Origin of the sequence: Streptomyces chryseus, from assembly GCF_014650755.1 — a bacterium.
GTDB classification, from domain to species: Bacteria; Actinomycetota; Actinomycetes; order Streptomycetales; family Streptomycetaceae; genus Streptomyces; species Streptomyces chryseus.
In genome coordinates this window covers 1-23,893 of the sequence record NZ_BMVO01000011.1, presented here as the reverse complement: position 1 = coordinate 23,893, position 23,893 = coordinate 1, and the positions used below count along the sequence as shown (strand labels likewise).

Genomic DNA, 23,893 nt, shown 5'->3' with positions numbered 1-23,893 from the left:
CCCTCTGGTCAGCTACCCCACAGCACAGCACGCCTTGCAGATCATCAGCCGCCGAGAGTCCCCATGCACGTCATGCACCGGCTCGTCGCCCGCAGCTGCGCGTTCCCCCCAGTGGCGATGGCTGGGCTGCCTTCGCTGATACGGCCCCAATCTCCGGGGGACGGATCGAGAATCCAACCCCACTTCGGGGGCCGCACCTCGTCTTCTGTCATGTGATCGCAGGCGCCTGGAACGTGCGCCTTACCATTCTGTTTGATCAAGATGGCGTTGCCGGGGAACCGCCGCCACTCCTGTCGAACACGCCTCTCCTCCGGGTGTGCCTTGGGCACGCTGCCATCAGGAGGGCAGGCGCACCCCATGCCAATGATGTTGTCGCATCGCTCGCAGCGCACCTCTTTCATGTGAACCAGTGTCCCATCCGAGAGAGCTCACGCGTAACGGCATGGCCTCGGCGTCCATTGCAGGGACACCGAGGGATCACCGCTATTCGACTGGGTTGGATGGCAAAGCGGCTGGCTACGCTGACAACGGACACCGGCGAACTGCGCAGCCAGGGAAAGGTGTCGGTTCTCAAGGTGAACGCCACATTTTTGGAGCTGATCGCATATCGCGGCCATTTATGGCGTCCTGCTGAGATTCGCAGTTCAGCGGCCAGGTCCGGGCGCCCGGCGTCGAGCCAGGCAATGACGGCCTCGGTGGTCATCGCGGTGATCACCTGGGCCGCCCGTCTGCTGGCACCGTCGCCGTACGGGCGACTGCCCGCTGTCAGTGCCTGCTGGCACCCTCGCCGTATGCCCTCCGACTCGCTCCGCTTCGCTCAGGCGACCACCACACGTGACGTCAACCCGGATCGGCGACAGGCCCTCATCGACTGCTGGATCGACGTCTCCAACGCAGGTGGCGCGGCCGGCTTTCCCTTCCCGCCCATCGACCAACGGGACGCCGCCCCCGCCCTCGACGCCATCCTCGGAAATCTCGCCCCTCAAACCTGCCGCATCCTCATGGCCCTTGACGGCGACGACCTGGTGGGCTGGCTCAACATACGCCGAGACGCCTTCGCGCTCATCGCCCACTGGGGAACGCTCCACCACGTTCAGACCCGCACCGACAGGCGCGGCCAGGGCATCGGCGTCGCCCTGATGAAGAAGGCCCACGCCGTCGCTCGTGACCAGATGGAGCTTGAGCAGCTGCACCTGGCAGCACGCGCCGGCGTTGGACTGGAGACCCTCTATGAACGGCTCGGCTGGAAAGAAATCGGGCGCTGGCCGGGAGCTCTGCGGCTCGGGCCTGGTGACGATCGCGATGAAGTCCTCATGCTCCTCGAACTCGGGGCTGAGGAACACACGGGGCGACGGCAGGAGCATGCGTAGCGCGAAGGCGTCGTTATGCCAGGTCGACACGTACTTTGGCCGGAAGAGCATTGCTGCTGCAACCAGCGGGCTGATACTCATGAAGATCCTGTTGTCAGAGCTCTGAGCGATACTGAGCCCGGCCGCAGGAATGTATCTGCCAAGACATGCACGGGGGTTGCTGTGACGGGGTGGGACATCGCGCCTGCGGGGGTGCAGTCGGTGATCTCTCAGGTGAGAGAGGCTGCGGATGGTATGAGCGCCGGGATTCGGCTGTACGGGGCAAGTGTTCAGGGGGCGATGGAGTCGGCGGGCACGCTTGCGTTCGGTGCAGAGGGCGCCGGAGGCGGTGGCCGGGCGACCGGGCTGGTGGGGGTGGCGTTGGGGCAGTTCGTCGAGGGGACGGAGACGGACGTGGCGTTCTTGCCGCTGCGTGCCAGTAACTCGGCGAACGGCGCCATCGAGGCGACCAATGCGTACCTCGCCGGGAGTCTGGAGCAGGCGTGGAACGCCCAGCGGCAGGCGACGCTGGCGCCTGACGTGACGGCGTTTCTGGAGGCGGCCCGCAGGCGGGCGGGCGAGAGGTGATCAGTCCGGAGAAGATACCCACCTTCACCGGTGACCTGGTCGAGCTGCAGCGGCAGGTCACCGCTCTGCGGCGGGCTGCGAATGCGATCAGCGAGGGCGGCAGCGATGTCCACACTCGCTTCCAGCACCTGAACGCCTCGTACAAGGCTCCTGAGGCGGGACAGCTGCTTGCCACCACGCAGGCGGTGCAGGAGACGTCCGGCACCTTCGCCGGCCGGCTGGAGACGGTGGCCGGGGCGCTGGAGACGTACGCGGTCGAAGTCGCCGGGCTCATCAAGCAGCTGGAGACGCTGCGCTGGCGGGCGGCGGCGTTCGTGGAGTCGGTCAAGGACGACGAGGGCCCGTTCGAGAGCTGGCGGAAGGACGAGGACAAGGTTGCCGAGCACCAGGCGATCTGGGACGGGGTGAACGCGGCAACCGCAGCGTTCCAGCAGGCAGAGGTAACCTGCGCCGACAAGATCACCGCGTTGGTGGACGGCACCCAGTGGCACATCAACGACGGCAGCCCCAAGCAGAACAACCCTTACGGCTTCAGCGCCGAGCAGCTGGCCCAGGCAGATTCCCTTCCGTGGGGCAGTCCGGAGCACCACGAGATGCTGCCGTTCGGGATCGACTACCACCTGGAGCAGGTGGGGATCAGCGTGTGGGACAACGCTGCCGGCTCGGTCGAGGGACTGATCGATCTCTTCAGTACCGGCGAGGAGGGAGGCGCCGCCCGCGAGGGACTGTTCCGGGTGATCGTCGGCGCTGAGGGCTACCTCCTCGACCCGCACGGCGATCGCAAGGACCTCTCGCCGTTCATGAAAAAGCTCATGGACGACAGCAAGCCGCACGCCAAGGAGTTCGGCAAGTCGTTCGTCGCCTGGGACGACTGGGGCACCAACTCCGGCAAGGCAGTGGGCACGATCATCTTCAACGGTCTCACCCTGGGCGCCGGACCATTGGGGGCGGCCTCGAAGGTCGGCTCGGCGGCCGGCAAGGCGGGCGCGGCTTCCCGCGTGGCCGGCACTTTGGCCAAGGTGGGCGAGGTCCTGGACCCGATCGGCGCGGCAGCCAAGACGGTCGGCGTCGCCGCTCGCACCCTGCCCAGGGTCGCCGACCTCACCGCAGGGGTCCGCGCCGCCACCGCAACCGCGGGCAGGACGCACAGTTTCATCGAGTTCCCTGACGGCTCGCAGCTCCGCGTCGAAGACGGCCAGTTCACGCCCGGCAGGAAGGGTGTGCCCGACACCACGCCGGCTCCCCGCGAACCGGCCGCCGCTGCCCGCACGCCTTCGAGTGAGGCTCCCCGTCGGCACGAACTGGTCGGCGCGGGCGCGCGTGCACCCGAAGCCACCGGGCATACGGGCGACAACCTGCCACCCAACGCTAGCCATGATGTGTCCAGCGGGGCTGGTTCTCACGACAGCCCCTCGACCCACAGCGGTCACGCGGGCGTAGGTGACCAGCACGGGCGCCGCGAAACCGGGGCAGGGTCACCTTCCGGTGGCGGGCACGGGGCCGATACCCCGAGTTCCGGCTCTTCGGCGCATGCAGACGCCACACCCTCTGCGGATGGCGGCGATGGCACCGGGCATGCCGATGACGGCCACGGCGGCGGTGAGAAGCCTGGCCCTACGCCCTCAGGCCCCATGGAGCGAGGGGGCGATGCCGAGCACCAGCTACGTGAGGGAATCCGTAGCATTCCCAAAAACACTATGAAGCCCAAAGTGATCGAGAAGATCGTTGAAAGGCTGGGGGAGTCCACTTCGGGGCGTGAAATCGCTGACATTATTAGTTCCGGCCATCTGTCCCAGTCCCCCGGATTTAGGGACACCGTCTCCATGTTGGGTTCCGGTCGCCCAGATCAATTTCCTCGGGCCGTGGACCAGCTCCGGCTCGGCGACCAGTTCTATAGAAGCGGCCTGCGCCACATCGAGTTCGAAGTCAAGAATCCTGCGATCAAGGCGGACATCGATGTGCGGGTGACAGATGATGCAGGAAGCAGCTTCGGCTACCAGATGAAGCGGCTCAACAATCCCAAGAACCCATTCGACTCGATCGCCAAGCCGGACAACCTCGGGCAATTGTCAAAGTCCGTTGCCGACCATAAAGTCATGCTCATCGACGGCCAGGGATCAGTCGCCGAGTGGGAAGCCCGAGGGATTCCGGAAGAACTCCTGCAAGTACATAGAGGAGAGCACCCGTTCAAGAGTGAGAAGGGGCGTGGCATCCTGTTCGTACTCCGGCTCGACGACGGTACGATCATTATCCCGCCGGGCTCCAAGGTCGACCCAGGAGGTGTTCTGTGATTACGACGACCCCTGTCGGAAGCTGGTCCTGGGAGACCAAGACGCAGATCTCCGACGATGACCTTGCGAAACGGTGCACACAAGGAGTTCTCAATGTCTGGATGGTCCTGCGCGCGCGCGGCCTCGCCGAAGGCAACGCGCGCGCCGACCTCACCGTCCGAGCCAAGGATGATGACACCGTCCTGCTCAGCCTGAAGAGAGTGCACGTAGACCTACAGAGCGCTCTCTCCGGGGATCAGTTCTTCAGCAACCTGCCGACTCTCGACTGGGATCGTGTTGGCGTGGTGACGATCGACCTCTCAACGCCTGGCGCCTGCCTCCGAGCGGGCCAGCCGCGTCACGTCGAAAAGCTCTTCACGATCTCTGTTGACGCGTGGGCGAGCGGTGCGAGAACTCTGACACTTCACACGTTTTCCGATGCCTGGATGTCCCACGACCTACGCGGCCACAAGCAACCCGAGGTGCAGGAGGAAAATGCCCCACGCCTTAAGTCCGCTCTCGCTGCGATCGAGCAGCTGACCGAGGCTGAGACCATTCCCTCGGACCCCACGTCGTACGGAATCCCAACCGAGGACGGTTTCGAAGACCTTCCAGACGAAGACCCGGACCTGCTGGATTCCTGGTACATGTTTGAGGTCCCTCGCCGAACTGAGCAGATGCAGGCGAAGCTTCCACGGAGCGCGGCGTCATTCGGAATGGAGACCGACTCGCCCGTCGAGTTTCTTGAAGTGGCTGTCAGCGGTCGCGTTGTCGGTTACCTGTGGGCAGCTGACAGCGACGACGCCGCAGGATACGAGCCGCGTACCCCTGCTGGCGATGAGGCGCTCGACACCGGACCCTCATGGCTGGCACGCCTGAGCGAGGCAAAGAAGCGCGGACTTTCTCCGTCCCAGGCGTTGCGTGACCTGTCAGCGTGGCCCGGCGACTCACACGCCGGGACCATCGTGTCCGCCTCACTGCGAGAAGCCTCCTCACTGGAGGATCTGCAGGAACTCTCGGGACGCGAGTGACCACCCGCCGGATGGCCAAAGCAGTGAGCGCGATGCTCGGCGTACCCCCGAACCGGGCGAGCCACCTACTTCGGCACCGCCACGCCTGAAGGGCTGGCAACGCCGGATGCGTACGACGACGGCTTGGGGCCCGATCTCACAAGCAGGCTCTGATTCGACCAAAGCCGACTCCCTCTGACGCTGACGGCAGTCGACCACCGCTGAAGGATTTTCGTGACTCAGGACGTCATTGCTCTCACCCCGGAGATGCCGGATGCCCGCAGCGTGCTTGCCGGACTGTACGCCGGTGGTCCCGATCTTCGGGTGAGCAGCAGCGCCGAGGGGGCTGTCGTCCATCTGCGTACGCAGGACGGGCGTTCCGTCGTGACGGTCGAGGTTCCGTTGTTCGTGCAAGTGCCGGGTGAGATATGCCGGTTGCTCGGTGCGGGGGCGGGAGCCGAGGCGCCGGTGTGGTGGACCGAGGTGAGGGCGACCACGGCGGTCGCGGAAGCCGAGCGGCTGGCCGGATCGGTAGCCGGGCGGCTGACCGCGTTGCTGGGCGGGTCCACCTGGCCCGCCGACGCCGCGCACACCAACATCATTGCCGTGCCCTCCGCGGACGGTGGCAGCCCCGTCGACAGCCCGCTTGCCGTCGACGTGCTCACGCCCCAGGCTGCCGTGATCCTCCAGGACCGTCCTGTTGTCGCCGCAACCACCTGGCTCACCGATTTGATACAAACCTGCATCCCGTCTGGACGCGAAGTGCAGATCGTCACCCCGCCCGGCACACGGCTGACCCTGCCCGTCCGCACCCTGCTGACCAAGGTCCCGGCCCGCTGGATCGTCCGGGGCCCCGACTGCGGCTACTACGACGGTCTCACCGGTGCCGTACTCCACTGGCACGAAGGCCGCTTCACCCCAGCCCTCACGTCGGACGGCCGCACTCCGATCGCGGACACGTTCCACTCCGGCGCCGGCGGCCAAGACGAACAGCAGCTTCACCTCTCCATCCGCACCACCCACCCCGCCGTCGAACACCTCCTCCTCGGCGGCGCTCTGGAAGCCGCCTGGCAGACCCTCACCGGCACCCCACCCGCCGGATGGTCGACCGCCGAGCCCGTCAACCAGCCCTGGTCACCGAGACAGCTCACCGAACTGGCCCGCACCCGTGCCAAGAAGGCCGCCCCCACCTGGCTGGTCGCCGTCGGAACCCCCGACAACCCGGCGATCGCCACCTGCCGCATCATCCACACCCCGGCCGGAGTTGAGGAACACATCACCCTCGCCGTCGGACACACCCCCAACCGGCCCCCGCCCCTCGACACCCTTCCCGTGCTGGCCGAGACCCTCGCCACCCGGCACAACCTCACCTCAATGCTCACGCACCTGCGCCCCGCCCGCGCCGACCTGACCACCCCGCCCCACCACGAGCCGCCCCCGGTCCCGCTCTCCTTCACCCTCGGCGCCGACGCCGTACACACCGTCGGCCGCACCCACGCCGAAACCTTCCACCACCCGCGCCCGACGCGCCTCGGCCCCGCGACGCGCTCCGCCCTGCACTACACCCTCGGCAACGGCACCGACCCCACCGCCTGGCAACGCCTCCAGGACCTCAACAACCACCTGAAAAGCCACCAGTGAAATTCCGGCTCAGCCCGCCCGGCACGGACAGGTGTCGCAAAAACCGGGCCGATTGCCCAGGGCTTCGGCGTAGTCAACGGGCGTCCGGTTTATGATCACTTGAGACCGAGCAGGGCGAGCGGGCGGTCCGCGTTGCGGGCGTTGTGTCGCAGAGCGGCGGCGATGTTGGTCGCGCCGGCCAGCCGCAGGGCGCCGATGGCGAGGTTGCGCCAGGTGGCCATCGCCCGGGGTGCGTTGCCGGTTCGCAGCTGCGAGACGTCTTCGGCGAACGTTGTGTCTCTGACGTGGTGCAGGGCCTCGATCTGCCAGTGATCACGGACCAGGGTCGCCAGCTGAGTGGGGTCGGCTTGCTCAGCGGTGAGGCTGGTGACGGCGTGGACGGTCTTGATAGTGGTCTTGCCGGTCTTACGGTCGGTGCGGCGGCGCTTGATCTGGACGGCCTGCCGGGCTCCGGGGAAGAGCAGACTGTTGACCGTGGCCACCTTGATCCGTCGGATCTCCGCGCGTCCGTGGCCGGTGCCCCTCACGCGGCCCTGCAGCGGGATCTCTGTCCACGGAAGGGATTTGAGCTGCTTCCGGAGTTTCTTCTGGTTGCCTTTCACGATCACGATGTAGTGGGCTTCGCGGCCGAGGAGGTAGTCGGCGTACTCGCGTTGGGTGTGCATGGCGTCGCTGGTGACGACCACCCCGGCCAGGTCGGCCATGGTCTCCAGCAACGGCTGGAAGCAGGTGATTTCGTTCGTCTTTCCCTGCACGTCCAGCTGGGCCTGGACCAGGCCGGTGGTGTGGTCCAGGGCTGCGAGCAGGTGGATCTTGCGGCCGTTTGCCCTGGCCGCTCCTCGAAGGCTCTTGCCGTCGACCGCCAAGCCACGCAGTCGGCCCTCGGCTCGGTTGCGGCGGTCGGCGAGCCAGCGGCCGACCGCCAAGTGCGTCGCCGTCGATCCGGGCCAGCAGTCGTCGAACCGTCGTTTCCTCAGGTAGGGGCCGTTTGGGGAACTGGGGGTCGAGCCGCACGCCGACGTGTTCCAGCACGTGGGGCGGAGCGTCGGCGATCCATTCGCCGACCGCCAGCAGCGACGTTGCCCCGCCAGCACCGCGCAGGCGGCCAGGGCAAGGACGCCGACCAGAGCGTGGCGCACTCCACGGGGATCACGAGGATCAGGCACCTGGGCGAGGCGGTCCAGCAGCCCGGGCACTTCTTCCGGCGCGACCTCTGGATGCTCGCGGAGTTGGTCAAGGGCAGACGGGACCAGCGATGATGCTTCGGCAGGCACGGTCTTCCAGGCAGGTCACGGGGCGTCGAGAACTCCATGATCTTGGAAGCCGTGCCTGTTCCGCTCTCCCTGGCCGATCAACCTGGCAGACCGTCATGAATCGGATGCCCGGCGACTACGCCGAAGCCCTGGGCTCCTCGCCCTCATAGCTGGCCATGGTGAGGGTGAAACCGTGCACGGCCCTGTGGGCCAGACTCACGTGCCTCCGGAGGGCATCGCGTTTGCCCCCAGGGGATGGCTTCTGAACAGTAGAAACCGGCGCATTGAGTGGGAGGCGGAGAGGGAACACGCGCCTCTCACATGCGAACAGTGGCGGCCAGCCGGCCCTGCGGGGTACGACCAGGACTGCGGTCGCTTCTTACGACGTCATGAGATTGGTGGCACCAGGTCACCAAAGAGGCTGCGAGCCATCTGTGCATGACGTCGGCGTGTGCCATGTTCCGCGGATGATTCGTCCTGGGGCCCCATAGGCGTCAGCCTCCCGACTGTTTGATCCTCAGTGGCATCTGCCTGCATGGCTGCCGCTAGGGCCCTCCCCTTATTTGCCTCGTCACGGTTCTGGTCTGCCACCTGTTCCGCCGATTGCGCTCGCTTCTCTGCCTGCGCTACATGGCTACGCTGCACAGCAGTGCCAAATAGAGCGCCTGCAGCCGCGAACGCGATCGCCTCTACGGAGGCGAACACCCATACGGTGCGAGTCCATTCAAGCTCCGCCGACCCGGCTCGTGTCAGCAGATAGATGGACAGAGCGAGCCATGCAACAACGGCGGATATGGCTACCCATAGCGCTGGACCTTGGAGCGAGCTCGTAGACACGCTCTCGCTTCCTCCCTGTTCCGGTGTCGTCGTTGACGCAGCCATAGTTCCTCCCAGTTGGAAATGGTGGTCGGCTCCTGTACGTGTAGATCTCAGGACATAGTCATAGCTCCAGCGTGAAATGCCGTAGGTGAGGCGCCAGAGCCCTCGGCGGAATACAGAAACTCCGGACAGGTCGGGACTGGTGATGGAAGTTTGAGGTAGTGAGATCGTCGCGGAATCGGCGTCAGCATGAGTGAGTATGGTCAGGCAGTCGTTTCGAAGTCGGATGAGGGTGTCATGCGCAGGTACTGCAGCATCACGACATTCCTCTCCAGCGAGTACTTCACTAAGTTGGATGGATGCCAGCCGAAGTCCCAGTTCGACACTGAACGTGATGGTTGCAGGCGGAAGATTTGCGGCCCTCGTTAGATACTTCAAAGATGCCCGCCTATCAGACATCTTCCAAGCCGCCTCTGCCGCCAAAATGAGTCCATCGGTACCCAGAAGCCGAGCAGCCGCAGTGCGGCGACACCATGCCATTAGTCGGCGACTGTCCCCTCCCAGCGCGTAGGCGTGGCCAATTAGTAGTTGCGTGTAGGACTCTGCAGACCAACTAAGACACGAGCGTGCGCCTCTGGAGAGCTCCACAGCACGAGCCGCAGCAGCTGCTGCTGCGTACTTTCCAGAGAGGAGGTATTCCATGAGTAGCCAGCCTTCTGGGTCTTCTGGTTCCAGACGGGGCCGCGCGACAGAAGCGTGTGACTGATACCAGTTGATCCTGTAGCTGGCCGAATTGACGGCCGGAGGAACTGCGAGCTGACGGCGAGGGGTAGATTTACTGGCGACACTGAGGCTGAGAGGTATTATCTCCCCAGCTGTGCGGCAAATTGTGAAGACGCAGCCTACAGCCTTTGCCAAACGAATATCCGCAGATCCTTGAGGGATCGTAGCTGCTAGCGGATTCCACGGCCGGACGTCGATTGCCACGCTGCTATCCCCTTCGTTTTCCTTTCCTGGAGTTTGGGCGCGCTGGGGCCGAGGGGCGAGGTCTGCGATATTCAGAGATACCGTCATGGGCCGCTCGTCGAGGATTTGCACTTCCTGCTCGGATCTTTCATAGCCTGGAACTTCCGCAACGATCTTGGCGCCCTTGGCTATCTCAATTCTTTCTCCTGGGGCAAGCAGTAGCTCGGCCTCGTCCGACATGATCCATACTGGAGCGCAGGAGAATCGCGCAAGGAGGTCTTTTGGCCCGAGCCATTGGAAACTCAGCGTAGTCATTGGACTTCCCCCGCCAACACGTCGACCGAGCTCGGGCGGTCCAGACTGAGAGGGAATCTAAATCGCTCTATAGTGGTGCCGCTGTGAATTCTTGCGTCCACCTTGTAACTGCCGGCCGGTAGGTTAATTTCTTTCTCGCCCTGAGTGTTCATGCTATCTTCCAGTATCGCCACACCAGTCTTTTCCTCGTATATGGTGAACTCTACTGCGCAGGGTTCCTTCAGCTTGAACAGTGCAGGAAATGTGGGTGGCGGCTTGGGGCGGTTGATACCGGAAGGTTTTTCCCCCCGTATGCGTGGCTCTTGTCCACCCATCGGAGGGGCGAACGGATGGGATTGCATCGCAGGCAGGAGTCGATCATCCAAGCGATCGCGAGTGATTGTGAAGAATCCGTCGAGTAGATCTCCTGCCGTCCGCAACAAAGGTAGAAGGGCCCAAGAGAGCAGCGTTCCATCCACTGCGTCAATCGCGAAGGCAGATGTTCCAACCTTGGCCGCCATGATTTCGAGAGTGTATTTACGAAATTCCTCACCCCCTGCGTTAGGTAGCGGCAACGTCAAGCCGTGACCTCGCGAGCACTCTGCAGGGAACTCATCTCCTGCGCAGCAGTCAAAGATGTAGATGTTAGCGTGCGCCTTGTTGTATAGCATCGCCTCAGAGATCACCGTCAAATTTATCGTTTGGCGGCATGGGTCAAATTCCTCATTTACGCCACCGAGGAATGCGAATGGTACGTGACCAGTTGTAACAATACCGTGACCGGCAACGTACATTAGTGCGACATTATCGGTGTTGTTGTCGCAATCGAAGTACCAGCTATCGAGTGCATTTTTGATATTGTCGTAGGTGGCCTCCTGCCAAAGCGCTCTGGGTACCTCGATACGATCCAACTCTGCTTGTGTCGGCGACAGGAACAGGCGGACAGTCCGTATTGGGATTCCAGTGGGTTCATGAAATCCACCGTCGAGGAGCTGTGCGAAATGAGAGGCGCCTGCAGCGGCCCCTTCGATGTTCTTGAACTTGGCGGGATACGGAATGTGCAATCTGCTGCGCCGAAGTGGGGGGTAGCTGCTTACGCCGATCACCAGGGCATGGATTCCTGCACGGTTCCCCTCCTCGCGGGTCGGGCACTTGTGGACGAACAGCACGTCATCCTCGTGTTCGCACACGGTTGATCACCTCTTGGTCCCTAGCGCAGGGTTCACGAGATAGGGGGACCGGGGAGCGTCGGATGATGCGAGACGCACAAACTCCTACTGGAGGTAAAATAGGTACATCGTCCGCCCTGGCAGGGCTCCATACCAGAGTGCGTCGGAAGTTAACGAAGTGCATCTCGGGACAGGGCTTCGGCGTAGTCGCCGGGCATCCGATTCATGACGGTCTGCCAGGTTGATCGGCCAGGGAGAGCGGAACAGGCACGGCTTCCAAGATCATGGAGTTCTCGACGCCCCGTGACCTGCCTGGAAGACCGCCCTGCACCACGTCAGAGACACAACGTTCGCCGAAGACGTCTCGCAGCTGCGAACCGGCAACGCACCCCGGGCGATGGCCACCTGGCGCAACCTCGCCATCGGCGCCCTGCGGCTGGCCGGCGCGACCAACATCGCCGCCGCTCTGCGACACAACGCCCGCAACGCGGACCGCCCGCTCGCCCTGCTCGGGCTCAAGTGATCATAAACCGGACGCCCGTTGACTACGCCGAAGCCCTGGCCGATTGCCAACGGCGAAACTGGGACAGCACTCGCCCGTCTCACACCGTCGGTCGCAGTCATGCCCGGTTTCATAAGCGCATTCTGCGCTCCTCGGCGGCCCTGAGCCGACCGGTCACCCACAGCCGTATACCAGGCAGATCCTTCAGCGGCTGCCCGTAGCAACGGTGAGAAGAACCGATACTGCCCGCCGCTCAGGCGCCCTGCCTCCGCAGATGGGCCAGGACGTCAGCGACCTCCAGGTCGGACTGGTCCTTGTCCCCCTCCCAGCGGGACATGACCGCGACCGCAGCGTCGGCCATGTCCGCCGGGAGCCCGGCCGCACGCAACGTCTCGGCGATGTCCTGCATCTCGGGGGCCCAGCGCCAGGCCCGTGCCGCCACGCTGGGCAGGTAGGCGGGGTCGGACAGGATGTTGGACGCCATGATCTCGGCCTCCGCGGTGAGCTGGTCGCCGACGCCATGCGCGTCAGCGAGTGCGTGAGCGACTCCGGCGAGCGTTCGGGCAGCCTTTTGGTAGCTGGCGAAGGCCATTTTCAAGGCGGAGGCGGATCCAATGTTGCCGCTCGCACGGCGGACGTGCAGGCAAGTGTCCTTGAACAGGCTGCCCACCAAGTCGGCGGAGTGGCTGTCGCCGGCGAGGTAGAGACGCGCACTCCGCTGACCGCCGGGTGGCGGCCCGAAGATCGCTCCGTCGAGGATGGTGCCCCCGGGCCGAATCTGCTCGGCGATGTGCTGCATCCGCTGCGGGTTGATCGCGTTGGCATCGACGTACACCCCGCTGAAGGCACGCTCGGCGACGCTCTCCGCCACGTCCTCCGCGGCCTGCGGCGGGCAGACCGACAGGACGACGTCACTTCTCTCCAGCGCCTCGCCGAGAGAGTCGCATGCGGTAGCGCCGGCTTCCATCGCCCGGCGCCGCGTCGCCTCGCTGCGGCCATCCGACACGCAAAGCACCTCGTGGCCTGCCTCGACCGCCTGGGCCGCGACGGCGGCTCCCATGGAGCCGGGGTGCAAGAGGGTAACGGTGGTCACTGGCTGCCTCCGGGAGGGAGCTGGGCGGGTATGCGTTCCTGATGAGCAATGATCGACTCACGGAGTCCGATCGCGGAAGGCGACCCCGCTCCTGGGTGCAGCGCGAGCTGACGACTGAAGTGACCGATCCGGCGGTCCACGCTTTCGGTACGGCGTCGAGCGTTGACGCCGAGGACGGCGTGGATCTGCGCCGCGGCGCCGTCAATGTCGCCTCGGCCCAGCCGGGCCATGGCCAGGTCCATGCGGGCCAGGGACATCTCCCCCAGCCGTTGCTGTCCCGGCGGTGCCGCCTGGAACATCTCCACCGCTTCGTCGGCACGGGACTCGGCGTCGCTGAGATGCTGGCTACCAGCGAGCCAGAGGTGGGTACTGCTGGCGTAGAAGAGCTGCTTCTCGACGGGGAAGGCCATCATCCCGCCGGGTAGTTCGTCACCTTCGGCAAGACGTTCACGCAGACGGTCAGCGGCGCTGAGGGCGGCCAGGGCGTCGCTGCCCCGGTTCAGCTGGCCGTACGCGCGTGCCTTGATGCTCTCCAGCCGGACCTGAGCCGTGCCGGACTCCGGTGTAAAAACGCTTCCGGCTTCGGCCAGGCGGACAGCGTCGGCCGGACGACCGTCCCAGTACGAGATCAGGGCCTGAAGCCCGCGCACCCACGAACGCAGGCCGTTATGCCCGGCCAGTTCGCCGAACAGGAAAGCCGTGCGGGCCTGCGTCTCGGCTGCCCCGTAGCGGCCCAGGTCGAAGCTGGCGTTCGCCAGTACGCCGCACAGGACGCCGGCGCCTACGTAGAGGTCACAGGTGTACTGCGGTGGCTGCCGCCCTTCGAGGAGTTCAAAAGCGTGGTCACGCAGGGTGCGTACTTCGCGGAAGAGGGGCCCGACGGGCCGGTTGGGGTACGAAACGACGATGCGGCGGATGTCAGCTTCCAGCTGCTCCAGCGTGTGCGGTCCCACATTGCTGCTCTCTGCCTTGGCCGCGAACTGCGCCGACTCGTTGGCCGCCGCCATGACCACGTCTTCAAGGCCGTACTCGGACGGATCCCCTGCTTGGCCCCCGTCAGCCGCTGGATGAAGCGGCGAAGGCCCTGGTCCGGTCGACGCAGGCCCGAGGAGACGGACGGCCGGGATGCCCGGGAACATGAACTCCAGGACGCGACGAGCGACCGTCTGCGGGGTGCGCACCTCCCCATGCGCGTATCGGAAGAACTGCCGCTTCTCGATCGTCGCGGTCGAGATCGAGCGAGGGCCTTCCAACTCCGCTAACTGCTTGGCCGCTTGTTCGTAGCGCGTCTTGAAGATTTGGTAGTCCTGCCAGCCCCGCTGATTGATCAGGGTCTGGAAGAGGGTCGGTCCCGATTGCTCCACAGCCGCTCCCTCGCGCCGGCGCCTTCCTCTGACTACCACGCTAGACAGCAACTGCGCTCCCGTGCAGATCCGTTGGGAAGAAATCGCGGACGCACGGCGAATAGACATCGGTTAGGCACGAAGGGACCACGTTAGTCATTGCTTAGGGCCTCGTTCAGGCGCGAACGCTGGAGCACACTGCGGGTCTTCGCCACGGCAACACGCAGACCCTTCGAGATCACGTCCCCAGCCGTGGGCACGCAAAGCCAGGCAGCTCAGGAGGCCCGCTCATGGCAGCGCACCACCAGCTCGCATTCCCCGTCGCCCAAACGGCAGCCGCCGCCCAGGAGGCACGACACCGCGTCGTGGCCGCCGTTCGTGCCTGGGACATACAGCTCGGCGAGGACGAACTGGACGGAATCGAGCTGGTCGCCGCTGAACTGGTCGCCAATGCCGTGCTGCATGCCACGTCGGGCCCGATCACGGTCGGCGTCCACCGAAAGGGTGCTGCGCTGGTCGTCGAAGTGCACGACACCGCGAAGGCTCAGCCGGAGGCCGGCCCTGTGGATGTGAATGCCGAGTCCGGGCGGGGGCTGCAGCTCGTTTCGGCACTCGCCGACCGCCATGGAACCGATCTCACCCGGACTGGCAAACGCTGCTGGGCCGAGTTCGACGTGCCGAGCGGTGCCGTGGAGCAGAGGGCGGACCGGGACAGCCGCAGAGGACTGCACCTGATCTCCTGCTCGCCGAGGAGACCGGAGACCAAGGCGGCACGGAGGTCTCGTTCACCGTCGGTGCGGCAGCCCTCCCCGCGCACGCAGGCAACGGAGGGGTATCGGGCAGTAACCGAGTGGCGGGCCGGGCGGCACAAGGAACGCCAACAAGCCAACTCATCGACTGAATAGTGCCGATTTGACACGCAGTTGGGGGCCTAGACTCGTGCGCTTCCCCGAGGCCCCACACCCAGCACGATCGGCCTCGGACATGCCCGCACAGGGCGAGGGCCACGGCTCTGCCCATTCCCAACCAAGTGGAGGTTGTTGTGCCTGAAAAGGTCACGAAGGAAAAGGTGCTCGTCTACGTCGTACGCGACGGGCGGCTGCTGGTGTTCCGCCATACCGACTACACCTACGAGGAGGTCGGCATCCAGGTGCCGGCGGGCAGCATTCGCCCCGCCGAGACGCCGGAGGCAGCCGCTCTGCGCGAGGCCCGCGAGGAAACGGGCCTGTCGGACTTCAAGATCGTGCGCAAGCTCGGCGAGACCGAGTACGACATCAGCCCGTACCGGTTCGAGATCCAGCACCGGCACGTCTTCCATCTCGAGCTGACCGAGCCGACTCCCGAGCGGTGGATGAGCCAGGAGGACCACGACGGCGAGCAGGAGCCCACTCATTTCGAGTGCTTCTGGATCCCGCTGGAGGCCGCGCACATTCTCCAGTCTGGACAGGGCGCCCTGCTGGGGCGCCTGTCCGACTAGCCACCTGTCCGGTCACGGCAGCATAGGAGAGGCAGCCGATGTACCTCAGCACAGAACAGCGCCATCCGATTGAGGGGCTCTACCGGGGCCTGGACGTCGACGACACCGGCACCGCGGTGTCGGTCATCGTCAAGACACGCGGCGAGACGTGCGACATCGACTGCCTCTACTGCTACGAGAAGCGCAAAGAGGCTCCCGGAGGGGCACGGGTGGGCGCCGACCAGATCAGGCGCCTGGCCAACCTCTTCAGGGGCCGGCCGCTCGCCGTCGAACTCCATGGTGGCGAGCCGCTGACCGCAGGCCGCGACCACATCGCCGAGATCCTCACGGAGCTGGCCGACCTGCCCAAGGTCATCCGCGTCACCCTGCAGACCAATGGTGTCCTGCTCGACGCGAACTGGCTCGACATGTTCGACGACCTCTGCCCGGACCTCCACATTGGCATCTCCCTTGACGGAGACGCCCAGGGCAACGCCTGGCGGGTCGGCTACGACGGAAAACCCGTCTACCCGCGCGTCGCCGCGTCCCTGAGTCTCCTGGCCGAACGGGGCCGCAGCGTTGGCGTAATCGCCGCGGTGACCCCGGCGGTGCTGGGCCGCGCCGAGGAAGTCCTGGACCATCTCGCCGGCTTCGGTTCCGTCAACGCGATCAGCTTCGTTCCCTGCTTCGACTCCACGATCCGCCGCTCCACCGCCCTGCCAGGACGACGCAAGACAGCCAGCCGCTTACTCCAGCAGACCGCCGTGAACGGCACCGACGGCCCCGCCTGGGCGGTCCACCCCGACGAGTACGCACAGTTCGTCCTCGCCGCCACCGCCCACTGGATCACCGCCGGACACTTCGCCCGCATCAAGCTCGAACCAGCCGTCTCCACGATCCGGCGGTTACAGGGACTGCAGACGAGCTTCTGCCACTTCTCCGATCTCAAGTGCGACCACGTCTTCACCCTTTACCCCGATGGCCGCCTCGGCAGTTGCGACGAACTGCCCTGGCCCCAGGCCCGCCTGACCCAGCTCGAAACAGCCAACGACCAGCGCGAGGTGATCGCCGCCCAGCAGGGCTCCCTCCTGCTGAACCAGGGCAAGGCGCTGATGGACAAGTGCACGACCTGCGGCTATCGCGACACGTGCAACGGTGGCTGCATTGCCACCCGCTGGCGCATGGACCCAGCCGACGATCACGACGCCTACTGCGACTACCGGATGCGGATGATCGACGGCATCGCGGCTCTCCTCGCCCAGCCCGCGCACCCCGCCGGTGCCTGGTGTCAAAGTCTGCGCTGGCGCCCGCGGACCCCCAACAGCATGCGTGACCTGAACGCCTTCGTCACCCGCTGGGACAGCCCGGCCGCCGGGCGCAGGGAGGTGCGGCTGCACACCAGCGAGCACGGCAACATCAACACCGTCGGCCTCGCCGGCGTCCACGAGGCCGACGACCTCGACCCCGCCCACCCCATGTGGCGGTCAGCTATCGAGCCGGGCGTCTGGCCGCTGGTCGACACCCTCACCCGCGCCTGGGGGCTGATCACCTACGACAGCTGCCAGGGCCACCAGTACACCGGCTTGGACTTGCCCCCTGCTGGCCTGCGTGTCGGCCTCCTCGCCCGCGACCGCGAGGAGTACGCCCGCACGGCCGCAGCTCTGTGCCGGGCTGCCACTGCCGCGAGCCCCTTCCTGCCCGTTGGTATCGAGGTCAGGGTCGGCCGCTCGGAACTCACCTGCGAGCGCTCCGGCGCCAGGTTCCCGGTACTCGACCTGACCCTGGATCCTGCCCCGGGCCAGGGATGGGACACCTACTTCACCAACCTGGCCACGGCCACGGCCACCCTGACCGCAGCCCTTACCGCCGAGCACCCAGACACGGGCACCACGTGCGCCTGCCCGCTTCCGACACCGGCCACAGTGGCAGAAACGGTACTGCTGTGAAGCCCGGCGACGAGGTCACCGTCCACCAGTTACTGGGACGCATCGCCTATTTCCATGCGCTATTCATCGAACCCGCCCTCGCCGCGACCGAACCGCCCGGCACGGGCAAGCCATGCTGCAACCACGAGAACACCACAGGGCCCGGGCAGCCGAACGTCGGCACGATGCTGCACGGCACCGCGTGGACAGTCCTCGATGAAATCGCCCGCACGCTCGGCGGACACCTGCTGCCCTGCCCCAAGTCCGACCGCCACTGCTGCGCGACCTGTCGGGTCGCCGACTCGGGCGCAGCCATCTCCCATGCGTGGACGATCACCGAGCACCGCGCCTACCACCGGCCCCCGCCCACCGACCGGCTCAGGCATGCAAGCCGCACCACGGCCGCCACACGCCTCGCCCGCGTCTTCGCCCGGCAGTACGACACCTACTGCCCCGCCCTGTCCAAAACCGAGGCAGCTGACACCGGCCCGCTGCCCGCCAGCGACGAACTGCCGCTAACAGGAGAACTCCTCGCGCTGTGGCAGAACCCGCTGGCCGCGACCAGCAGGCCGGTCGTCAGCTGGCTCAACCACTGCACGGACCTGAACGACATCCACCGCGTGCTCCAGCAAAGGGGGACCACGAAGTGATCCACATAGCCGAGACCGTCGGCGTCGGCAGCATAGAAAATTTCCTCAGCACCGATGAGCGGTCGCAACTCGCATCCCTCATGAACGAGTTCCTCGTTACCGAGGACACCGCCCGTTTCGGCGGTGATCGCCGCACCTCCATCCACGAGGTCCCCGGCCACTCCTGCGAGCAGGCCATGGCCATCTACGAGCCCGCCGGACGCATCGAGATTCCCGCCATCCCTGAGGCCGCCGAAAAGCTCCTGGGCGACGCCTTCGAGCGCGCCCGCCCGGCCCTGTCCCGCGTCATGCCCTCCATCACCCTGTGCCGCCCCTGGACCTACGTGGAATACGGGGTGGGCCAGCACATCACCAGCCACCTCGACGGCATCGCCCCCGACCCACTCGCCTGGCCCCGCCAGATCGCCGGCATCAGCGTCGTCATCACCCAGGCCAACACCGGAGGCGACTTCTATGTCGAGACCTCCTCCAGCGACCGCCTGTGGAACGGCCAGACACCAAACCCCGCCGTGAACGGCTACGCGGAGGGCATGTGGCTGGCCCACGACGGAGCCGACAACTCAGCGCCCTGGTTCCAGCAGATGCCCCGCACCCGCTGGAGCGTCGCCCCGGCTCCCGGGACCGCCCTGCTGTACGGCTCCCAGCTCGCCCACGGCACCCTTCCAGTCACGACCGGGAGGGTTGCCAAGTTCATCAGCTGGTTGGTCGCCGAACCCACCGTAGAGGCGTGACCCCCATGCTGCTGGCTCTGGAAGGTATAGCCGGCGCTGGAAAGAGCACCCTCCGAGACCGGCTTCTGGCAGATGCCCAGGCCGAAGGCATCCCCCTCAGCCACATCGGCCAGTTCTCCTGGCTCTCCCACCCCGCCACCCGCACCCTGGTCCGCCTGCGGGCCGGACATGCGGGCGACCCCGACGAGGCCATAGAGGCCGCCTGCCAGGACCTGGCCCTCCACTCCCGCTTCAACCTCGCGCCCGCCCTCTCTCAAGGACCCGTCCTCGCCGACCGGCTCACTCTCTCCACCGCGTGCCTGCTCGCTCTGCTCCACCAGCAGCCCGTCGACGAGTACGTCAAACGCCTTGCCGAAGACGAGCGGGCCCGCCCGCAGCTGACCGTCCTGCTGACCACCGAGCCCGACATCTGTCACGCCCGCATCACCAGACGGGCGACCGCCCGACGCTTCACCGAGCACCCCAAGGCCGCCACCCGACTGGCCGATCTCTACCGCCAGGCCGCCGACGCCTGGACCAAGACCACCGGCCTGCCGGTGCTGCACCACCCCTGCACAACCCGCAAGGACCTCGACACCTTGGCCACTGCCTGCATGGACCACCTCCGCCCGGCCAGTGGCCCCGCGTACCCGACCACAGAAGTGAGCCGATGAGCCTGCACCCGATGCATCCAGCAGCATGGGTCCTCGACCAGCTCCGCACGGATGGCTGGCACGTCAGTGCCCTCCTCGCCTTCACCCGCGCCAGCACCCTCATCAAGGCCAGCCGCCCAGGCCAAGACGACGTCGTCCTGAAGGCCGGCTTCGGCAGCAATCACGTCCTGAGCGAACTGGATCCCACCGAGCGGTCCGCCGCGTACGGCTTCTACTGGTACGCGCAGATGACCGAGGCGGAACGGGCCCTCACCCGCGAAGACTTCCGCCACGAAGCGGACCTCACCGCCGCCGCCGGCGGATCCGACCACGTCGTCCCCTTACTGGAACAAGGCAGCTCAGAGCGGTTCGACTGGTACACCATGCCGCACTGCGACGGCGGAAACTTTCGCTCCTTCATGGCCTCTTCGAAGGACACCAGCAAGGGCCTGAACATCCTCGCCGACGTCGCAGACGGCTTGGGAAGCCTCCACCAGCGCGGCATCGTCCACCGCGACGTCTACCAGGAGAACATCCTCATCGACCAGGGCCGGGGCCTGATCACCGACCTGGGGGCCGCCCGTCGACTCACCACCCCACGCGGGCCCGACCACCGTGAGCCTGAGGTCCACTGGCCGCCCGAGTACCTGACCGGCTACAACGAAGCCACTCCGGCCGCCGACGTCTTCAGCCTCGGCGTCCTGATCTACCGCTATCTGTGCGCGGACATCCCGCGCCTCGGCGGTCACAAGAACCTCACTGTGATTCCCGATCCGTTGCGGACACTCGTCGCCAGCGCGCTCTCCGGCCAGGCTGCCGACCGCCCCCGTATGGACGACCTACGCGACGCCCTCCGTACCGCCGCCAGCGCTGGTTAGCGCCCACTGACCCGAGAGAGGTTCATACATGGCCAGGGCGAGATCACCGCCCCAACCTCAGAACCAAGCACCAGAGCGCAGAGCAACAGCCGAAGCCATCGAGTCCGAAAGGCGGAACCACTTATGACCAGCGACCGCATCGCTGACTTCCTCGCCGACGTCGAGGACCTGCGCGGCGAGGACGAGTCCGTCCGTACCACCGCCCACACCTCCAGCGTCTCGGCCGAGGGCTGGCCGGCCGCCGAGGCGGAGACCACCACCGTCGCCTGAACACCCACAGCCGCCCGGCGCTCTGATCGCCGCCGGTGAACACACCTGGGGCCGGGCCGCGAGCACCCGCGACCCGGCCCCAGGCTCAACGCGAACAGGAGCCCTTTCATGGACACCCTCGGCGCCCTCTTCGACTTCCCGCCGATCACCCGCCTCCACCACGACCGCACTCGTCGCCTCCTCGCGGTCATCCGCCCCGACACACGGCCGCCTCACACCGGCATGAACCCGGCCGCTCACTATTGCCTGGCCCATCACGCCCTCGAAGGAGCCGAAGCCGCCGCCCGCGCCAACAACAACACCGCCTTCGACTGGTACACCGACCACCCCGACGCGGACGCCGCCACCAACTTCACGCCTACCGCCGTCGGAGCTCGGGTCGTCATCAGCCCCGACCTCACCGCCTTGCCCCGATCTCCGATCTCCGAGACCCCCTATTACGTGCTCGGTCCTAGCACCGAGCCCGCCCCGCCAGCCCTGCGCGACCTCGCGGCCGTCGCGTATACCGCCGCCACGGACGCGGGCTTCGGCGATCTGCTCGCCGCGCACGCCGTTGTCCTGTGTCTGCTGCGCACCAAGAGCCTCGCCGACACCCTCGACAGCTGGACCATCACGCGCCTGCCCGGCACCGTCTTCATGGACCACGTCGGGGACCCGGTTGTCCTGGCCCGTGACCTCATCCACGAGGCCGGCCACAACTGGCTCAACGACGCCCTCGCCGCCACCGGCTGCAAGATCGACGACCAGGCGCACTTCCACTCCCCGTGGAAGAAGACGATGAGGCCCGCCTTCGGCTTCCTCCACGCCTGCTGGGCCTTCCCCCTCACCATGCTGTACGCCGCCCAAGCGCTGAAAGGCGCCACCGGTGACCTGCACCGATTCCTCGCCGCCTACCTCGACCAGCAGCGGAGCCACCTCGCCCAAACCGCCGACGCCCACACCCATGCCCTTGAGCTGATCAGCGACCAGGGCCTCCGCCTCCGCCTGGCCGCGGTGCACCAGCAGGCGCTCGCCCTGTGAACGCCGACCGCCACCACACGCCGGGCTGGACCCTGCTGGTGCACCGGCCCGGAGAAGACCCCGCCCTCCGGCACACCGGCCTGGCTAACCTCGAACACGGCCTAGCCATCGGACCGGACACGGCCTTCAACACCGGATCCGTCGCCAAACAGATCACTGCCCACCTGGTCCTGCTCGCCACCCGAGCCAACCTCTTGCAACTCAGCCAGAAGGCCGCGGACCTGCTGCCCAGGTTGAAGATCAGCGACGTCACCGTCGCGGACCTCGTCACCCATCAATCGGGCATCCGCGACGCCGAGTCCCTGCTCTCGCTCACCGGCTTCCGCGACCTCGACCACTACACCGCCGACGACCTGCGAACCCTCGCCTACCGCCAACACCAGCGCGCCGTTCCCAAGGGCGACTTCCTCTACAGCAACACCAACTACCTCCTCCTCGCGGAGATCCTTGAAACGGTCCACCCCACCACACTGGCCGACCTCGCCCGGCGCCACCTGTTCGACCCGCTCGGCATGAACAACACCCACTTCAAGGCCGACCCCCGCCACGTCATCCCCGGCGCCGCAGCCGCCTACCAAGCCACCCCTCACGACTGGCAGCACACCGAAACGCCGGTCACCCTGCCCGGGCCCGGAACCCTGTGGACCACCGCCGACGACCTTGACCGCTGGCTCCTGCACCTCCACAAAGAGTGGCAGCACGAACATCAACTCCCCGGACAAAAAACCCTCGCCTACCAGCCCAGCGACCACCCGCCCTACCTCTACGGGCCCGGCCTTTACGCCGACAGCCGCCCGGGACGAACTGCCGTCTTCCACTTCGGCCACGAACAGGGCTTCTCCGCAGCGACCCACCTGGACGCCACGGGACTGCGAGTGATCTGCCTATCCAACAACGCCGACATCGCTGCCGACCAGATCACCGCCGCACTCCTGCGGGAACTGCAGGAAGACCCCGACTTGGAGCCGAGGGACCTCGTCCCTCGTGTAGCGGCCATACGACGAGAGCCCAAGGCTGTCGTCCGTACCCAGGACGCATCCAGCGCCCAGAGCCCGCACATCGAGCTCGGCACCTACACCTGCGAGCAAGCGCCCGGAAGCCTGCGGCTCACCCGCAGCGCCGGCACCCTCCACCTGTGGCGCCGAGGTACCAGGGACCAGCTCACCCAAGTAGGCCCGACTGCGTACACGGGCAGCGGCTACACGCTCACTCTGACCAGCGCCACGGGCATAGCGGACCGCTTCACCCTCGACCTCGACCGGGCCCCCGGTCTCACATACGTCCGCCGGTAATTAGCGACCACGAGGCCGCATCCAGCGCAGAGCGCCGTCCGGGGCCAAAGCGCGGTGCACATAGGTGCTGGCCTACCTCGACGACCTGACCACCTTCGACCGGTCGGAATCGAACTGGAGAAACTCTCGGTGCTTGATCGAATGGTGATTCCTGGGATCGCTGAGTTCGCGCGTGGGGGCCTACCCGCGCCCGCCCAGACCGATGACCGGAACCCGTGGGTAGACGGCATCTGCTGGCTGTACTGCGGCCAACGCTGGACACGCGTCTTATGGATAGGACCGGCGAGCGTCGCGGGCATGCAGGCCCCAATGTTCGCGTGCAGCCCCTGCATCGCCGAACTCCACGAGCGGGTATGGCGATCTGTCCACCTCAGCGACGCACCGCACCGCACCGGCCCGTACTCGACTCACACTGCAAAGGACGAATACGGGCGACCCCGCAGAGGCCGCCACCGAGCCCGCAGCCGATTCCTGCGTGCCCGAACCGGTTAGGGCTCAGTGCCGCGCAGAGCCGGGTGCTGACCGCTCCGTGCCCTGTGTGTGCCGTGCCAGTCAATCCGCACAACGCAGAATCCGACCAGAGATCGCCAGCATACGGTGATCCTTCTGGCACACCCATTCGTGGGCTCTACCTGTTGCAAGGAGACGAGGAAGCTCAGTGCGCCCGACGTTGCGCTTGTTCTCAGAAGCTGTTGTCTTTCCGAGAGTGACGGGTGCGTTTCCGCTGTTCAGGTGTAGTGGG

20 protein-coding genes and 1 pseudogene are annotated in these 23,893 nt (G+C 66.1%); 17 read left to right on the top strand and 4 right to left on the bottom strand.

All coding sequences use genetic code 11. The annotated features are described in order from the left end of the window. The first annotated feature begins 500 nt into the window (after window positions 1–500). The 5 genes from IE185_RS18060 to IE185_RS18040 all read left to right on the top strand — a co-directional run bounded on the left by IE185_RS18060 (window position 501) and on the right by IE185_RS18040 (window position 6,858). The gene (locus tag IE185_RS18060) at window positions 501–1,370 is read left to right on the top strand and encodes a GNAT family N-acetyltransferase (RefSeq protein ID WP_308432778.1); all 870 of its coding nucleotides are present in this window, start codon (window positions 501–503) and stop codon (window positions 1,368–1,370) included. Window positions 1,371–1,385: 15 nt separating this feature from the next. Next, entirely contained in the window at window positions 1,386–1,937 is a 552-nt protein-coding gene (locus tag IE185_RS18055; RefSeq protein WP_268246669.1) for a DUF6507 family protein, read from the top strand. Then, entirely contained in the window at window positions 1,934–4,228 is a 2,295-nt protein-coding gene (locus tag IE185_RS18050; protein ID WP_138898388.1) for a hypothetical protein, read from the top strand. Before IE185_RS18055 ends, IE185_RS18050 begins: the two co-directional genes overlap by 4 nt. Further along, a complete protein-coding gene (locus IE185_RS18045) occupies window positions 4,225–5,238 on the top strand; it encodes a hypothetical protein (protein WP_138898389.1) in 1,014 nt (337 codons plus the stop codon). Before IE185_RS18050 ends, IE185_RS18045 begins: the two co-directional genes overlap by 4 nt. A 213-nt stretch (window positions 5,239–5,451) precedes the next feature. Then, window positions 5,452–6,858 carry a DUF6177 family protein gene (locus IE185_RS18040; protein WP_189715514.1) on the top strand — a complete coding sequence of 469 codons (1,407 nt, stop codon included), beginning with the start codon at window positions 5,452–5,454 and terminating at the stop codon, window positions 6,856–6,858. A gap of 254 nt (window positions 6,859–7,112) precedes the next feature. Here IE185_RS18040 and IE185_RS18035 read toward each other — a convergent pair. Further along, window positions 7,113–7,997: pseudogene (locus tag IE185_RS18035) on the bottom strand (ISAs1 family transposase); the annotation flags it as partial. Between IE185_RS18035 and IE185_RS33185 the strand changes: the two are divergent. Beyond that, window positions 7,938–8,117 (top strand): hypothetical protein, encoded by a 180-nt coding sequence (locus tag IE185_RS33185; protein ID WP_229843592.1) that lies wholly within the window; start codon window positions 7,938–7,940, stop codon window positions 8,115–8,117. The pseudogene IE185_RS18035 and the gene IE185_RS33185 overlap by 60 nt on opposite strands. Window positions 8,118–10,207: 2,090 nt before the next feature. On the opposite strand, the gene IE185_RS18030 is transcribed toward IE185_RS33185, so the two are convergent. Continuing rightward, window positions 10,208–11,380 (bottom strand): caspase family protein, encoded by a 1,173-nt coding sequence (locus tag IE185_RS18030; RefSeq protein ID WP_138895288.1) that lies wholly within the window; start codon window positions 11,378–11,380, stop codon window positions 10,208–10,210. Window positions 11,381–11,756: 376 nt separating this feature from the next. Between IE185_RS18030 and IE185_RS34005 the strand changes: the two genes are divergently transcribed. After that, window positions 11,757–11,882 carry a hypothetical protein gene (locus IE185_RS34005; protein ID WP_373303735.1) on the top strand — a complete coding sequence of 42 codons (126 nt, stop codon included), beginning with the start codon at window positions 11,757–11,759 and terminating at the stop codon, window positions 11,880–11,882. 232 nt (window positions 11,883–12,114) lie between these two features. On the opposite strand, the gene IE185_RS18020 is transcribed toward IE185_RS34005, so the two are convergent. Both IE185_RS18020 and IE185_RS18015 read right to left on the bottom strand, forming a co-directional pair. Further along, window positions 12,115–12,954 carry an NAD(P)-dependent oxidoreductase gene (locus IE185_RS18020; protein ID WP_138895287.1) on the bottom strand — a complete coding sequence of 280 codons (840 nt, stop codon included), beginning with the start codon at window positions 12,952–12,954 and terminating at the stop codon, window positions 12,115–12,117. Continuing rightward, complete coding sequence (locus tag IE185_RS18015) at window positions 12,951–14,318, bottom strand: NsdA family TPR-like regulatory protein (protein ID WP_138895286.1); 1,368 nt, start codon at window positions 14,316–14,318, stop codon at window positions 12,951–12,953. Before IE185_RS18015 ends, IE185_RS18020 begins: the two co-directional genes overlap by 4 nt. A 269-nt stretch (window positions 14,319–14,587) precedes the next feature. Between IE185_RS18015 and IE185_RS18010 the strand changes: the two genes are divergently transcribed. The 10 genes from IE185_RS18010 (at window position 14,588) to IE185_RS17965 (ending at window position 23,151) form a co-directional block, all read left to right on the top strand. Next, entirely contained in the window at window positions 14,588–15,202 is a 615-nt protein-coding gene (locus IE185_RS18010; protein ID WP_138895285.1) for an ATP-binding protein, read from the top strand. A gap of 137 nt (window positions 15,203–15,339) precedes the next feature. Next, on the top strand, window positions 15,340–15,774 hold the full coding sequence (locus IE185_RS18005; protein ID WP_138895284.1) for an NUDIX hydrolase: 435 nt from the start codon (window positions 15,340–15,342) through the stop codon (window positions 15,772–15,774). Between the two features lie 38 nt (window positions 15,775–15,812). After that, entirely contained in the window at window positions 15,813–17,699 is a 1,887-nt protein-coding gene (locus tag IE185_RS18000) for a radical SAM/SPASM domain-containing protein (RefSeq protein ID WP_138895283.1), read from the top strand. Then, window positions 17,696–18,328 carry a hypothetical protein gene (locus IE185_RS17995; RefSeq protein ID WP_138895282.1) on the top strand — a complete coding sequence of 211 codons (633 nt, stop codon included), beginning with the start codon at window positions 17,696–17,698 and terminating at the stop codon, window positions 18,326–18,328. The genes IE185_RS18000 and IE185_RS17995 overlap by 4 nt, the downstream gene beginning before the upstream one ends. 80 nt (window positions 18,329–18,408) lie before the next feature. Continuing rightward, window positions 18,409–19,059, top strand: a complete 651-nt coding sequence (locus IE185_RS17990) for a hypothetical protein (protein ID WP_229843573.1) — start codon at window positions 18,409–18,411, stop codon at window positions 19,057–19,059. A 5-nt stretch (window positions 19,060–19,064) separates the two neighbouring features. Next, window positions 19,065–19,712, top strand: coding sequence for a nucleoside/nucleotide kinase family protein (locus tag IE185_RS17985; RefSeq protein WP_229843586.1), 648 nt, complete (start codon window positions 19,065–19,067; stop codon window positions 19,710–19,712). Beyond that, window positions 19,709–20,569, top strand: a complete 861-nt coding sequence (locus IE185_RS17980; protein ID WP_229843572.1) for a protein kinase domain-containing protein — start codon at window positions 19,709–19,711, stop codon at window positions 20,567–20,569. The genes IE185_RS17985 and IE185_RS17980 overlap by 4 nt, the downstream gene beginning before the upstream one ends. A 123-nt stretch (window positions 20,570–20,692) precedes the next feature. Next, the gene (locus IE185_RS17975) at window positions 20,693–20,839 is read left to right on the top strand and encodes a hypothetical protein (protein WP_170198296.1); all 147 of its coding nucleotides are present in this window, start codon (window positions 20,693–20,695) and stop codon (window positions 20,837–20,839) included. 108 nt (window positions 20,840–20,947) lie between these two features. Further along, window positions 20,948–21,859, top strand: a complete 912-nt coding sequence (locus IE185_RS17970) for an aKG-HExxH-type peptide beta-hydroxylase (protein WP_138895279.1) — start codon at window positions 20,948–20,950, stop codon at window positions 21,857–21,859. Beyond that, on the top strand, window positions 21,856–23,151 hold the full coding sequence (locus tag IE185_RS17965) for a serine hydrolase domain-containing protein (RefSeq protein ID WP_138895278.1): 1,296 nt from the start codon (window positions 21,856–21,858) through the stop codon (window positions 23,149–23,151). Before IE185_RS17970 ends, IE185_RS17965 begins: the two co-directional genes overlap by 4 nt. Window positions 23,152–23,893 lie beyond the last annotated feature (742 nt).